Here is a 14,319-nt window from a genome sequence, read left to right on the forward strand (position 1 = left end):
GCAAGGTTCTATGATCCGGTGATTGGGAGGTGGACGAGTGTGGATCCGTTGGCGGATCATCCCGATCAAATTAATAAGTCGCCTTTTGCCTATGCTTGGAATAATCCAATTAACGCGACTGATCCTGATGGGAAGTTTGTATTTTTGATACCGCTTGCTATATGGGCTGTAGAATCGGGCGTGGTTTATTTTGCTGCCGCTGCCGTGGTAACGACAGTTGTTGTTCATCATGCAACTTCAGCAAGATATTCTTCGCAGAGCGCCAGTAGCGAGCCATCTACTTCCTCGACTCCTAATAGCAGCCCAAAAACTGATTCTAATAAGTCTAAAACTAACCCAGAATCTAATACAACAGAAAGAGGTACAGCAGGAAAACTTGAAAAATCTCCAACTGGCAAAGGAACAGTCCCTCCTTCACAAAGAGCGAAACAAAGAGTTCCTTCAGGCAAAGAAAAAGCAAAAGAAAGAGAAGATAATGACAATAAGTGCGCTAATTGTGGTAATGAAACAAAAGCAGAAGATACAAGGTCACATCATTATCCAGATAGACATGCAGATGGCGGCACCAAAACAGTTCCTGTTTGCATAGGTTGTCATACATATTTACACAGTAATTAACGAATAATGACAAATACGGAATTTTTAGACCTCATAAGAAAAAATATTGAAAAAAATGGCTATCATGTTACGTTAGTCAATGGTGGGCAAAATCCAAATTTTTCTTATTCAATAGGATTATCCGAAAGGTTCGGTTTTGAATTGATTATTGCAGGAGGATTTAAATCTATAAAGGAGAATGAATTTATATTTGAACATATATATCAAAAACTACAATCTGGATCTACAGTTAATTCTCAGTTTTCATTATCTGACAACGACGTTTCTTATTTAGCTACTGTAGATTCATCTTGGTGTAAAAAATTGATGTTAGGGGTTTATGATTATTATAGTGTAGATGAAATTGTGGCTTATCAAATTATTCCTATAGAAAGAACATTGGACACACCACTAATGTCAGATGTATTGATTACAAATGACCCTGTTTGGAAATGGCTATATATGGATTGGAATATTGATGCGCCTAAAAATTCTTATGTAATAACTGATCTTAATGCTTTAAAAGGCAAAACAATAACCGAAGTGGCTAAATGGGAAGACCATGTATGGGAAATGTTTTCAGGGCCGGGGCCAGATGTAGAAAAAGAGGATATAAGGATAGTACCATTAGGAACAATCTTAGGAATTGACGGTACGTTAAAGCCAATTTTAAATTTGATAGTCGGTCAAGGTCTGTGGCGAGATAATAAAGATTCAAGCTGGCAAGATTGGTAATCCAGATTATCCTCTCAGTTGTCCGTAGTCTACCGCTGTTCGAATGTCTCTGACTTCGAACGGCTATGCTTGTAGTTTGTAACTACAGTTGGATTAGAAAAAGTAATGTTGTAAAATAAACAGAGCCTGGCCGTGATGCCGGGCTTTGTTATTTATAAGCCAATCTTGTTTTGGCATGTTGAATAAGGCCGTCAATAGAATACATGATGTGGCTTTTATCCTCATCAGGGAGTTTTTGGATAGAAACGACTTTGTCCAGGATGGATTGATCAAGTTCTACATCCGTTTTGCCTACCAGGTAATCAAGCGAAACACCTAAAACGTCAGCAATCTTTGCAGCCATTTCCCCCCAAGCTGGCGCACGCGTGTCGCGTGTGCCTCGCTGATAGGTATACGCTATGCAAAGCCAATTTCAAATCGCAAGCTGGCCTCCAGCTACCGCAAGCGTGGTTGCTGCCGCAAGGTCCAGACTTGTGGCTCGCTGATAGGTAAACGCCATGCAAAGTAATGCATGTGCAACACCCGGATGTTTAATTTCATCCGGTTTTTTTGCATACCCGCAGCTCGCGTAAAGGATAGAAACGGATACCGGCCTCGCGCCTAATGCCTGTGTAGTATGAACGGATAGCCTGGCGCCCCCATTTTATCGGGGCGTACGCCATGATATTAAGTTAAAAGTCAAGTCAGCCTCAATAACCATCAACCTCAACAATGGCATCTGCAAAAGCCTGCGGGGCCTCCTGGGGCAGATTATGGCCCGCGCCTTTGATAATGCGATGCGTATGTTTCCCCGAGAATTTTTTGGCATATGAGGCACCATCAGTGGCGGGGGCAACACCGTCAGAGTCGCCATCCAATGTAATGACGGGTACGGTAATAACCGGGCTTTGGGCAAGCAGCTTTTCAATATCATTATATCGCGCCTCGCCATCGGCAAGGCTTAAACGCCAGCGGTAGTTATGTATTACAATGTTCACATAGTCGGGGTTGCTGAAAGATACGGCTGTGCGCTCAAAAGTGGCATCATCAAAGTCCCACTTAGGCGAAACGTTTTTCCAGATGAGTTTGTTAAAATCGTGCCTGTTGGCCTGATAACCGGCGTGGCCGCGTTCGGTAGCAAAATAATACTGATACCACCATCCCCATTCGGCTTTTGGCGGCAATGGCAACTTGTTACGTTCAAGGTTATTAATGAGGTACCCATTTACCGAGACAATGTCCTTGCAGCGGTTGGGCCAAAGGGCAGCAATGATGCCTGCAGTGCGTGCTCCCCAATCGTACCCGCCAAATATCGCCTTACTAATATGCAGTGCATCCATTAAAGCAATAATATCCAAAGCCACGGCCGCCTGTTGCCCGTTACGGAATGTTGTAGCCAACAGGAAGCGCGTTGTACCATGGCCGCGCAGGTGCGGTACAATAACCCGGTAACCTTTTGCTGCCAGCAGCGGGGCAACATCTGCAAAACTATGGATATCATAAGGCCAGCCATGCAGCAAAATCACCACAGGGCCATTGGCCGGGCCAGCTTCGGCATATCCAACGTTTAATAGTCCTGCGTCAATTTGTTTTATTGTGCCAAATGAGGCACCGGCCTGTTTAGCTTTATTGGTCGCATGCGCAGGGCTGGCTTTTGCATTTGCAGAACCAAGCATAGCAAGCGGGCCGGCAGCAAGCGAAATAGCGGCAGCGCTTAAAAAGCGGCGGCGATCAAATTTGAGATTTTGCGACATATTGTTATTGTTATCCTTTCGCTGCCCGGGCCCGCGTTTAACGGCGACCCAGGCAGCGAAACGGTGTTATTAGATTAAGTTAATTTGCACGTTGATATTGCCCCTGGTAAGTTTAGAGTACGGGCATGTTTGGTGTGCGGCATCTACCAGTGCCCGGGCAACTTCTGTTGATAAACCTGGCAGGCTTACGTTAAGGCGGGCCTGTAAAAAGTACGCGCCATCGGTGTTACATAAGTCAACTTCGGCATCAACAGCTACATCGGCGGGGATTCTGACTTTCATTTGGCCGGCAGCAATTTTCATGGCGCCGATAAAACAAGCCGACCAGCCTGCAGCAAACAACTGCTCAGGATTGGTACCAATTGCTTCGCTGCCCGGGATAGACAGTTTAATATTGAGATTACCATCGGCGCTCCTTGACGAGCCTCCATCGCGGCCACCTGTGGTATGGGTTTTACCGGTGTATAATACGTTTTGAGATACTGCTGCGGTGGTTGTTGCTGAACCGCTTGCTTGATTATTTTCCATTGCTTTATTTTTAAAATTGTTTTTTTTGTTGAGTCAAAAGTACCCCCACTTTGATTTTTTAACGACCATTAAACAGGGAGCTGGACAGATTTGGCTTTGAGTTAGTCATTTTAAAAGCCGGGATGGTCTCAGTTTCCGGCTACGATTAGCTGCGTTTTATGTGAATTAAGCTTGCGGAACTGTATGTAAGTAATAATGATAACCACAAAGGCTGTCGCTGATTTAATGAGGTCGGCGTTGTTGCTGATAGCGTACCCCGATGCAAACGCAAAGATGACATCGAAAACAAGGCCTGCGAAAACCCAGTCTTTAAGCCACCGTAACTTATGGGGTACAAGGAGCACGGTTATGCCAAGAATTTTCGAGATCCCTAACAGGGTAATAAAATATGGGGGATAACCCATTTTTAATGTTTTGGTATAAGTGAGCGGATTTTTGGTAATCTCGAAATAGCCGCTTGCTAAAAAAAGCAGTGACAACAGTACAACCCCTACCCAATAAATAATTTTTGATGTTTTTGATGTGCTTAAATTGTTCATGATATTGTTGTTTGATTTGATGAAATTGTTCGCTTATGAATTTATGGCCTGATGCCCTTTAAGCCGGCTGCGGCTGGCTGGTATCCTTTTTCTTTTTTATAGTGATGCTCACCATTTGACAATCCTGCGGATTCCGTTCAAAAGGAGCACCTGCCAATAATGATAAAGACAGCAGCGACACCAGCCCCGCAATCAGCCTGTTTTGTTTGTATTTGCCCGGTTTGTTCATGATGCTTATTTGAGGCCGGCTTTTGAGGCCGCTAAAATTTCGCCACTGTTTTGATTTTGCACCAGGCATAGCACTTCCCAGCTTTGCGCGCTAAAATTTTCAGGCAAGTCAATAGTGGTGCTGCCTGCGCCGTTGTTGCTTAGCTGCTCTGTTTGTATTTTGCGTACTATTTGAATGTGCGATAGTACGCGGCCTGCATTTTCGCCACGTTCTACCTTATTTTGGGCGTTCTTTTGTACAAGGGCAACCAATATATTGCTGCCATCAGGCGCCCCTGTAGTTTGGTATTGCAGTTTCAGTTTACTGCCGTCCTGTTGCGCCCGGAGTATAACTGTGGCCGCCGGGTTGGTTGCCAGTCCATCGGCAATGGCACTATTAAGTGCAGCCTCATCCGACCCTACATGTTCGGCTTTGCCGTTTACGATAACCTGTGGCGTATAAATTTGTGTACCGCCAAGCCATTGCCCATATTGCCGTTGCCTGGCCGAAAAACCAGCGTTGCTGAAAATATCTTTCCAGCCCAACCCGTTCCAGTAATCAACGTGATAAGCCAGCAGATAAACCGCTTTACCCTGTGTTTCCTGTTGTATTTTCACCAGTAACTCATCGGCCGGCGGGCAGCTTGAGCAACCTTCGGAGGTAAACAACTCCAATACAACAAAACCTTTTCCGCCTGCTTTTGCTATATCTTTTTTTGCGGGTGTTTTGTCCCCGCCCATCAGGGCGTAAACCGACAGGGCACTGATGATAAAGCCCATAATCAGTGCTAAAATTTTTAATGATTTCATGATACTTGTTATTTTTTATGCAAACCTATTAGCAAACCCGGCGGCCCTTTAGTTAAAACCAGCCGGATTAGGCATAATTTGGGGCGAGTTGGTTAAATAGAACGCCGAACCAGCCAGCCGATGGATTTACGGGCCAAGCCATCAAAACCTTTGTTAGCAGCAAGGCTTTACAAAGCGCTGAAAAGGACGACAGCAGGTGCAATAAAGGCATTGCTTTTGCATGCCTGCGCGGGGTGGCAAAATGCCTATGCCGCGTACAATATTGGCTATTTGGGCTATTTTGCATGCGGCATCAATGTGCATTATATTTTACCTTAGCGGGATGATGCGCTTGCTTACAGGGAGTATAGCATATCGCTTCATAAAAGAGCTGTATATGTTAAAGTGCTACATTTAGTTTGCCAACATGAATAAAACAACATTTAAAATATCCAACAAAATAATCTGGTTAAGTTCGTTTTTCCTGGGCGTGCTTACTTCGGTTCCTAAAATTGCCGAGCATCATTTTAATCCGTACGAAGCACTTGTAGACTCAACAGTAACTTTCCTGTTCGCAGTTTTTATATGGTATTATAATATTATTACGTTACCTGCTTATACCTCGCGCGATGTTACCAACGGATTTTCGGTAATACGTTTGGTCAAAGGCTTGTTTTTCGGGATAGCGGTAATGTTTATTTTAGCTTGTATACAACAGTTTTTACTCTCGCGACTCAATTTTGGCCCGGTAATGCTCATGTTCGAGGTAAGGGGTATCCTGGTAAACATTATGTTTTATATGTTTTTAAACATGGCCTACCAAAGCTATCAAAACCAGCAGGTGGGTATCGAACTGGAGCGTACCAAATCAGACAACCTGGGTGCACAATATGAATTACTTAAGCAGCAGGTAAACCCTCACTTTTTATTTAATAGTTTGAATACGTTAAAATATATGGTGGAGAGCAACGATGAGCATTCGGTAGATTTTATTTTAAAGCTTTCGAATTTTTACCGCTTTACCCTCGAAAGCCGCAAGCTCGACCTGATAAAACTTGCAGATGAACTGGAGATACTTGATGCTTATGTATTTTTATTAAAAGCGCGGTTTGAAGAAGGCATCCATCTTTCGGTTAATATCAATCCCGATTACTATCAATCACTTATCCCTCCTTTTACCTTGCAGCTCCTGGTAGAAAACTGTATAAAGCACAATGTAGTATCGGTAACACGCCCCCTGCAAATCCGCCTGTATTCGGCCGATGGCTATATTGCTGTTGAAAACGAGGTTCAGCTTAAAAGAACACCCGAAGCCTCGACGGGCATGGGGCTCGAAAACATCAACCAGCGTTATATTCACCTGCTTAATAAAACCATTAGTATTGAAGCCAGCGAAACTTTATTCACTATCAAACTTCCGGTCATCTCATGAATATTATCATCATTGAAGACGAGCTTAAAGCGGCAAAATCACTTGCCGATCTTATTTTAAAACTAAGGCCTGCGGCCAATATCGTGGCAAAATTGCAAAGTATTGAAAGCGCAATAGATTATCTTACCCAAACAGCACAGCCCGATCTTATCTTTATGGATATCCAATTATCTGATGGCCTGTGCTTTGAGATATTTAAATCGGTTAAAATAAACTGCCCTGTTGTTTTTTGCACCGCCTACGGCGAATATGCCATGGATGCCATAAAGGCAAATGGTATTGATTATTTATTAAAACCCTTTTCAAAAGACGAACTGCAGGAAGCGTTTGAAAAGGTTGATAATTTAAAAAACTTTTTTCAGCAGCATGCCCAGCCCAACCTGGATATACTATTAAAAAGGATTGGTATTGATGAGGGGAAAAAGAGTTTCCTGGTTTTTAAAAACAATAAATACAGCACCATACAAACCGAACAGATAGCCTTTATTTATATCCGTAATGATACGCCAACCATCATGACGTTTCAGCAGCAGGAGTACGCCATCACCCAATCGTTAGACCAGGTGCAGGAGTTACTTTCGGCAAAACAATTTTTCAGGCTCAACAGACAATACCTCATCAACTTTAGCGCAGTTAAAGAGGTAGAGCACTATTTTTCGAGGAAACTTTTTGTGAAACTTGTGATACCCAGCCCGGATAAGCTGCTGATAGGTAAAGAAAAAACAAGCGGCTTTTTAAGCTGGCTTGAAAACAGGTAGCCGCCAGATTTGAGGCAATAAGCTTTGTAGCAAAAGGTTCCGCTTATGATTGGCCACTAATTATGGGAAGGCGTAGATGACTCAAACCTTCCCACTTCTAATTAATCTTACGTAGCTAAATATGCTGAAATTTAGCTACGTAAAATTAATATTCCATTTGCTGGTTGTACCAAAAGCGCGCAATACTGTGTAAAATACATGTGCATGCATAAGAGATAACTACACATGTGGAATTGCCCTTAAAGCACAGCGTACACCCATAACTCGGGCCAGAATGCCCCCTATATTCAAATGGTTTAAAAGCGGCGTTATAGTTCCGCTACAGGCTTTTCAGTTTGTCTTCGATATTCGTAGCGGCTGGGTTTAGCTCAATTGCTTTTTTATAACAGGCAGTCGCTTTTTGTTTCTGTCCTTTTTTTGCATAAGCATCTCCCAGACTGCCAAATGCCTTATAGGAAGAAGGAAAATTGACGGTGTTCATTTCAAACAGGCTTATAGCGTTATCTAATGTTTCGCCATTCTTCATTAAATAAGAGGCCCAATCATTAATATTTACCTCATTTGGTAAAATAGTGTAGCCATATCGTAATGACAGCTCATGGTAATGTTTCATAATGACGGCGGAATTAACCATTTTAGGATCAAGCGGGGGCAGATTCCATTCCAGGTATATAAAACGCAACGCATCATAATAAGCCTTTACTGGTTCTGTCATATGTATATCGTCTGGATAATAGACATATTTATGGCTTAAACCTTTAATTTGATTTCTTACGATAAGCGAATCAAATTTTAGCAGGTTGATATGAAATGTGCTTTTATCCGCAACACCCTCACTGGCATCACTGTAAAAAAGAATTTTATTATAAGTTGATCCCTTTTTCAGCTTTTCATCTGCCAGTTTTAATAAATACTCCCGGTCCCACCAAAAAGAAGGGCTTACAGCAACAAAGGCATTAAACATATCCGGCTTGTTCAGTAAACAATTGATAGCCGCGATTCCTCCAAAGGAGTGCCCCGCCAATATTTTAAAAGGCTGGGTTTTGTAATGTAAATCGACATAAGGCATCAATTCATCCCCGATAAATTGCAGAAACTTGTTGTTACCTCCGCTTGGTTTCAGCCACGATGTAAAACTGGTATCAGGTTTTCCATAATAATCGATAATACTATGTGTTGGTGTAAGGTCCCTTGTTCGGTTGGTATTGGGTATGCCCACAACAATCATTTCGGGAATCACATTTACGTCCCAGCGGCTAAGGTACCTGCAAAGTTCGGCTATCATACTAAAATGGCTCTCGCCATCCATTAAATACAATACCGGGTAACGTTTTGCAGGATTTGTAGAATCCGCAGGCGGAACATAGATATAAACCTTACGATCTTCGTTAAGAATTTTAGAAGTGATTTTTACATTATCAGCAGTTAAAGGTTTAATATCACCATTGTTTTGAGCGTGCAGAAACAATGGTGATATTAAAAACAATAGTGTAATGGTTTCCGCTCGGAATCGATGCTTTAAAGCCTTGTAAATCATAATTAAATGTATTTATTTCTGCCCAGGAAAAAAAGTCACAGATCTGCAATAACCTCACACCAACAGAAGCGCATCTACTTGTCCATTACAACAGGCTTTATACCTTTATGAGTAGGGATTACCTCCTTTATACTGCCATCATTATTGAACTCCAGCTTGTCTATACAAACTTCGCGGTTGTAACCGGCGGCATCGCCCATGGTAATACCTTTGGGATAATTAAAACGGTGGTATACAATATACCATTCATCGCGGCCGGGGATCTGTATAACCGAATTATGCCCGGTTCCGTAAATGCCTTCTTTAGCATTTTTGGCAATTACCACATTGTTTGCCGGCACCGTTATTGGCCCAAGGGGCGAATTGGATGTTCCATAATGCACGGTGTAATCGGGGCTACGCGTATCATTTTGCGACCACATAAAATAATAGATGCCTTTCCGGTAAGCTACATAAGTACCTTCGTTATAATGCTTGTCGGGTGTTAATATTTTTGTGGTACCGGTTTTTAATGAGATCATATCGTCATTCAACTCGGCGCAGGCCATGTAACCGTTGCCCCAGTACAAATAACTTTTGCCTGTTTGCGGGTCGGTAAAAACATCGGCATCTATTTGCTGGCCGCCTTTTACACCTGCGGGCAAACTATCAAGGAGTGGTTTACCCGAATCAACAAACGGACCAGCCGGGTCATTTGCCACAGCTACGCCAATTTTTTGCGCGGCAGCAAAATAGTAGAAATATTTATAGCCGCCGTTTATCTTTTTTTCGATAATGCAGGGCGCCCAGGCATTCCGTTTTGCCCAGCTTACATCTTTGGGTAAATCAAGTATCACACCCTCATCTTTCCAGTTAACCAGGTTAGCCGATGAAAAGGCTTTAAAATAGTTGCCGCTCCAGCCGTCAAAACCATCGCTGGTTGGGTACAAATAAAACTTGCCCGTTTTTTCGGCATACAATATCTCCGGGTCGGCATAGTAACCTTCAATTACGGGGTTGTGGTTTTCCTGTACTTGTACGCTATACGTTTCAGGTTTTTTTCCATTGATGGTCACTCTATATTTTACCGGGCCTTTGGTAAAGTTTTGCGCCGCAGTGGGTATTACTGCAATGCCGGGCAATGCGTTGAACGCCGGATTAAATGCCTTTAAACCGGTGCCGGGCAATACCGGCAGCGTAAGGGTGTGAGTGGCAGAATCTAGCACAATGTTAATCTTTTTCACCTGGCCCGAACGGGGCGACAGCATCACATCATCTGTGCTTGCCCATTTGGCGGTTAAGCGGGCAGCTTCCCGCGCTGTTATGGGCATAACCGTACCGTGTCGTGGGTGAAAATTCATGGTTACCTCGTTATCAATAGCAGTAAAATGTTCCAGGTCGGTAGTGCGGGTAAACTGGTATTTACCTTCGGTATACCTGTCATACATCAGTATATAGGTATTGCTATTATTCAGCTTAAAAGTACCGGCGCCTTCTACCGGCGATTTGGTTTGCTGTATATATTTATCTATCAACACATAACCTTCGGTCAGTTTATCCGATACGGCAATTTTAATTCCTGCCCCCGAACCTTCTGTTTTAAAAAACAGGTGATATTTACCGTCTTTATAAACAATATCCCCATCGATACAGGCTCCGTTGTCGGGTTTGAAAAATAGTTGTTTGGGCAAGGTTTCCAATCCCGAAAAATCTTTGTTGGCATAGGCGTAATAAATTTTGTCGGGCCCGTTGCCAAAGCGCATCGACCAATATATCATGTACTTGTTCAGCTTAGGGTCGTAAATAGTTTGGGGGGCCCACACCCGGTTCACACCTTCAAACTCCTTAAATACCTGCGGCACAACAACCGTGTGCGATGTCCAGTTAATTAAATCGGTCGATTGCATCAGTACCATAGCCGTATCCGGGCCCCATCCGTACTGTTCGGTATTCATATCCGTAGCCACCATATAAAATGTTTTCCCGTCGGCCCCTCTCAGGATATGCGGATCGCGCACTCCCCCGGTTGTACTTATTACCGCCGAACTTAAAACAGGCAGGTTGTTGTTAAGGGCCCGGTAATGATAACCATCGGTACTTAAGGCAAAGCGGATAGCTTCGCCTTTTTTGCCGCCCGTAAAGTAGGTAAACAAATACGCCGAATACGCATCGGCTTTAGCGGCCTTTTTAGCCGGCTGGTTGCCGGCTGACTGAGCAACAACACCCGACACATGTCCAAGTATTGTTAAAAATACAATTAAAAAAAGCCGCGTGCATTTCAGGGTGTTCATACGTAATAAGTCTTTTCTTTAAAAATATACAGGTTATAATGGTGTTTGGTATCAGACAGGGACAATTTGCACGCCCTGTGAATCCGATGTCAATATTAATTTAAAAGTGTCAAAAACACAATTATTTTGTTGATTTTATTTTCGGGAGCGCCACGATTATTTGACGGTAATCAATCTGTAATTCAAACTGCCATGTGGCAAACCAATACCCCAGTAAAATTGCCGTTATAAACATTTAAAGATATCGCGATGAGTTTTGATTAAAACCTGATGCCGATTGATACTATATGGTTTTAGTGGACGTACAAATACAGTTTTTCTGTGCACCACCTGCAAGTGTAAAAAAGCCCAATTTTTCGTTAAACAACTAAAAAAATCCTGTATTGTACTCATTATTGCCATAAAATTACAACCTCCGGTTTTACCAATCGCGCCCACTATCAAATTTAATCACCATTGTTCGACGCTGGTATTAGTGCCTTTTTCGTATCCGGCGGGCACTATCTATTTAAAATATTTAGCGATGGTTTTATTAAAACAGCGTTTAAACGGTAAAAAACTTATGGGGGCACTTGTTTTGTAATACAGAGGCACAATGAATCTCTTTATAAAAAACATGGTGAGCAGCCGCTGCAAAATTATCGTCGAATTCGAATTGCGAAGGGCAGGGCTAAAATGTACTTCTGTTGACCAGGGACGAGTAATTGTTACAGGGGATGTGGTAACGGCTCAAATTCAACAAGCGGGCATCGCTTTATTAAAATACGGCCTGGTATTAATGGATAACAAAAAAAACATCCTGGTTGAAAAAATAAAGCAGGTAGTTACCGATTTGATTTTTCATTCAGAAATTCCGTTAAAAACCAATTTCTCCGATTACCTGAGTACCAAGCTTAACCGTGATTACACTTACCTGGCCAATACATTCTCGGAAGTACAGGGCATCACTATCGAACAGTTTATCATCATGAATAAAATTCAACTGGTAAAACAGTTGATATGGCAGGACGAGTTAAGCCTTACCGAAATTTCGTGGAAACTCCATTATAGCAGTGTAGCGCACCTATCTGCCCAGTTTAAAAAAGTTACCGGCCTAACGCCATCGCAGTTTAAACATTTTGATTTTCAAAACCAAAGCAGCTTTGCTAATGTGTGAATTATATAACTTATTCAAAAAGTTATATAACATGCCTGCTGCAAAGTTGCCATAAGTTTGTACCATCCTGCAATCTGACCCAATAGGACCCCGGGACTTTACAATTTATCTTTCAATAATATATTCATGAAAAAACTATTTACTATGCCAGTGGAAGTCATCTGCATGCCTCAGCGCAGCGGTTATTCCAAAACTTTCGGCGCAATCTTGTCGCTGCTTTTACTCCTTACTATTTTAACCCCAGGGTGTAAAAAAGATAATTATAAGGGCGAAATCAAGGGCGACTGCCCGGTTGTGGTTTCAACCGACCCAACTGATAAAGCTGTTGACATTGTTTTAAGCAAAGCAATATCGGTAACTTTTAACACCAGCATGGCACCCTCAACAATTACCAACAAAACATTTATAATACAACAGGGCGCTACTGTTATTGCAGGTACTATAACAAACGCCACCAATGGCACCGTATTTACTTTTACGCCAACCCAGCCCCTGCTGCCTTTTGCTATTTATACGGGCACTATAAAGGCAGCAGTAACCGACACTTTGCGTACCGCAATGGTGAGCGATTACACCTGGACGTTTACCACCATTCCGCAGGTTACGCTAACAGCAACCCCTACCCTTGGCGGTGTTACCGATGGTGAAGGCACCTTTGCACAGGCATCTGCCGTAACCGTTAGTGCAACACCCAATACAGGTTACATATTTACCAACTGGACGGATAATGGTGTTATTGTTTCAACCAGTTCCAGCTACCAGTTTACCATGGCGGGGAACAAGGCTTTGGTGGCCAACTTTAAATTGATACCGGCATCGCAATTTGCGGTAGTGCTTACCTCTAGCCCGGCTATTGGCGGTACAACCAGCGGATCTGGTGCATACAACGCCGGCACCACGGTAACCGTAACTGCCGATCCTAATAACGGCTTTACCTTTGTAAACTGGACTGATAATGGCAACGTAGCCTCTACAAGTTCAAGTTACCAGTTTGTGCTTGCAGCCAACCGGAAATTAGTAGCCAACTTTAAAGCCATACCTGCATCGCAATTTGCACTGGTATTGACATCAAGCCCGGCAGCAGGCGGCTCAACAACCGGGTCAGGCGCATACACAGCAGGTTCATCTGCAAATGCAACGGCAACGGCAAACCCCGGCTATACCTTTACCTCGTGGAGCGGCGATGCAACAGGCACCAATAACCCGCTAACCGTTGTTATGAGTGCTAACAAACACGTAACGGCCAACTTTACGCTCAACGTAATCATTATACCTCCACTTTTGGGCGACGCTGCAAAATTTGGCGCTTTCGGCGGCAATGCAGGCGTAACCAACCAGGGCTTAAACACGGTAATCAATAACGGAGCCATAGGCACAACCGCCGCATCAACCCTGGTTACCGGTTTCCATGATGGCCTGACAGCCGATATTTATACCGAAACACCGTTAAATAAGGGTAACGTAAAAGGCGGCATATTTACAGCGCCACCAGCACCAGGAACAGCCACATCATTTGCAGTTGCCACACAGGGATTGCTTGACGCCACCATTGCCTACAATAGTATATCCCCGGCCTCGAAACCAGGTGGTATAGACCCCGGCGCAGGCGAATTAGGTGGTTTAACTTTAGCGCCCGGCGTATATAAAGCCGCAAGCGGTACCTTCAAAGTAACCAATGGCGACCTAACACTGGATGCCAAAGGCGATCCGAACGCAGTATGGATATTCCAGACAGCTGCGGGCCTTACCGTAGGTACAGCAGGTCCGGCTGGTGCCAGGAGTGTTATCATGAAAAATGGCGGCCTCGCTAAAAACGTTTACTGGTATGTAGGCAGCTCGGCTGTAATTAACGGCGCGGGTGGCGGTATCATGACGGGTACTATCATATCCAGTGCAGGCATCACCTTCTCAACAGCCGGCAACGCGGTACAAACGGTATTAAATGGCAGGGCTATATCCCTGGTAGCTTCGGTTACTATGGTAAATACCACTGTTAACGTACCACAATAAGCTAACATCAGTATCAACAGTATTCAAT

Annotated in this window: 16 protein-coding genes; 7 read left to right on the forward strand and 9 right to left on the reverse strand. The window is 43.4% G+C overall.

The features are described 5' to 3' along the window. Both AC1DU2_RS15820 and AC1DU2_RS15825 read left to right on the forward strand, forming a co-directional pair. A partial coding sequence (locus AC1DU2_RS15820) for an RHS repeat-associated core domain-containing protein (protein ID WP_477385259.1) occupies positions 1 to 618 on the forward strand: 618 nt, incomplete at its 5' end. A 6-nt stretch (positions 619 to 624) separates the two neighbouring features. Further along, positions 625 to 1,332, forward strand: coding sequence for a DUF4262 domain-containing protein (locus AC1DU2_RS15825; protein WP_477367700.1), 708 nt, complete (start codon positions 625 to 627; stop codon positions 1,330 to 1,332). Between the two features lie 148 nt (positions 1,333 to 1,480). Here the strand turns inward: AC1DU2_RS15825 and AC1DU2_RS15830 are convergent, their stop codons facing one another. The 7 genes from AC1DU2_RS15830 to AC1DU2_RS15860 form a co-directional block, all read right to left on the reverse strand. Next, positions 1,481 to 1,675, reverse strand: a complete 195-nt coding sequence (locus tag AC1DU2_RS15830) for a hypothetical protein (protein ID WP_477385260.1) — start codon at positions 1,673 to 1,675, stop codon at positions 1,481 to 1,483. A gap of 193 nt (positions 1,676 to 1,868) precedes the next feature. Further along, positions 1,869 to 1,994 (reverse strand): hypothetical protein, encoded by a 126-nt coding sequence (locus tag AC1DU2_RS15835; RefSeq protein ID WP_477385261.1) that lies wholly within the window; start codon positions 1,992 to 1,994, stop codon positions 1,869 to 1,871. A 27-nt stretch (positions 1,995 to 2,021) separates the two neighbouring features. Beyond that, positions 2,022 to 3,065 carry an alpha/beta fold hydrolase gene (locus AC1DU2_RS15840; RefSeq protein WP_477385262.1) on the reverse strand — a complete coding sequence of 348 codons (1,044 nt, stop codon included), beginning with the start codon at positions 3,063 to 3,065 and terminating at the stop codon, positions 2,022 to 2,024. Positions 3,066 to 3,134: 69 nt separating this feature from the next. Then, entirely contained in the window at positions 3,135 to 3,593 is a 459-nt protein-coding gene (locus tag AC1DU2_RS15845; protein WP_477367713.1) for an organic hydroperoxide resistance protein, read from the reverse strand. A 128-nt stretch (positions 3,594 to 3,721) separates the two neighbouring features. Next, positions 3,722 to 4,132 (reverse strand): DoxX family protein, encoded by a 411-nt coding sequence (locus AC1DU2_RS15850; RefSeq protein WP_477385263.1) that lies wholly within the window; start codon positions 4,130 to 4,132, stop codon positions 3,722 to 3,724. A 58-nt stretch (positions 4,133 to 4,190) separates the two neighbouring features. Continuing rightward, the gene (locus tag AC1DU2_RS15855) at positions 4,191 to 4,361 is read right to left on the reverse strand and encodes a hypothetical protein (RefSeq protein ID WP_477367720.1); all 171 of its coding nucleotides are present in this window, start codon (positions 4,359 to 4,361) and stop codon (positions 4,191 to 4,193) included. A 5-nt stretch (positions 4,362 to 4,366) separates the two neighbouring features. After that, positions 4,367 to 5,149: a DUF1223 domain-containing protein gene (locus AC1DU2_RS15860; protein ID WP_477385264.1), complete on the reverse strand. Its 783-nt coding sequence runs from the start codon at positions 5,147 to 5,149 to the stop codon at positions 4,367 to 4,369. Between the two features lie 120 nt (positions 5,150 to 5,269). Here AC1DU2_RS15860 and AC1DU2_RS15865 point away from each other — a divergent pair, with 120 nt between their 5' ends. From AC1DU2_RS15865 to AC1DU2_RS15875, 3 genes are all read left to right on the forward strand, one after another. After that, a complete protein-coding gene (locus AC1DU2_RS15865) occupies positions 5,270 to 5,467 on the forward strand; it encodes a hypothetical protein (RefSeq protein ID WP_477385265.1) in 198 nt (65 codons plus the stop codon). Positions 5,468 to 5,555: 88 nt separating this feature from the next. Continuing rightward, on the forward strand, positions 5,556 to 6,560 hold the full coding sequence (locus AC1DU2_RS15870; protein ID WP_477385266.1) for a sensor histidine kinase: 1,005 nt from the start codon (positions 5,556 to 5,558) through the stop codon (positions 6,558 to 6,560). Next, a complete protein-coding gene (locus AC1DU2_RS15875) occupies positions 6,557 to 7,318 on the forward strand; it encodes a LytR/AlgR family response regulator transcription factor (RefSeq protein ID WP_477385267.1) in 762 nt (253 codons plus the stop codon). Before AC1DU2_RS15870 ends, AC1DU2_RS15875 begins: the two co-directional genes overlap by 4 nt. 319 nt (positions 7,319 to 7,637) lie before the next feature. Here the strand turns inward: AC1DU2_RS15875 and AC1DU2_RS15880 are convergent, their stop codons facing one another. Together AC1DU2_RS15880 and AC1DU2_RS15885 are read right to left on the reverse strand one after the other, a co-directional pair. Next, positions 7,638 to 8,804, reverse strand: coding sequence for an alpha/beta hydrolase-fold protein (locus AC1DU2_RS15880; RefSeq protein WP_477367734.1), 1,167 nt, complete (start codon positions 8,802 to 8,804; stop codon positions 7,638 to 7,640). A gap of 125 nt (positions 8,805 to 8,929) precedes the next feature. Then, positions 8,930 to 11,125, reverse strand: a complete 2,196-nt coding sequence (locus AC1DU2_RS15885; RefSeq protein ID WP_477367737.1) for a glycoside hydrolase family 43 protein — start codon at positions 11,123 to 11,125, stop codon at positions 8,930 to 8,932. Positions 11,126 to 11,720: 595 nt separating this feature from the next. On the opposite strand from AC1DU2_RS15885, the gene AC1DU2_RS15890 reads away from it, so the two are divergent. Both AC1DU2_RS15890 and AC1DU2_RS15895 read left to right on the forward strand, forming a co-directional pair. Further along, the gene (locus AC1DU2_RS15890) at positions 11,721 to 12,281 is read left to right on the forward strand and encodes a helix-turn-helix domain-containing protein (RefSeq protein ID WP_477367740.1); all 561 of its coding nucleotides are present in this window, start codon (positions 11,721 to 11,723) and stop codon (positions 12,279 to 12,281) included. Between the two features lie 126 nt (positions 12,282 to 12,407). Beyond that, positions 12,408 to 14,291 (forward strand): ice-binding family protein, encoded by a 1,884-nt coding sequence (locus AC1DU2_RS15895; RefSeq protein ID WP_477367743.1) that lies wholly within the window; start codon positions 12,408 to 12,410, stop codon positions 14,289 to 14,291. The last annotated feature ends 28 nt before the right edge of the window (positions 14,292 to 14,319 follow it).

The organism is Mucilaginibacter sp. P4_C11 (genome assembly GCF_056402115.1).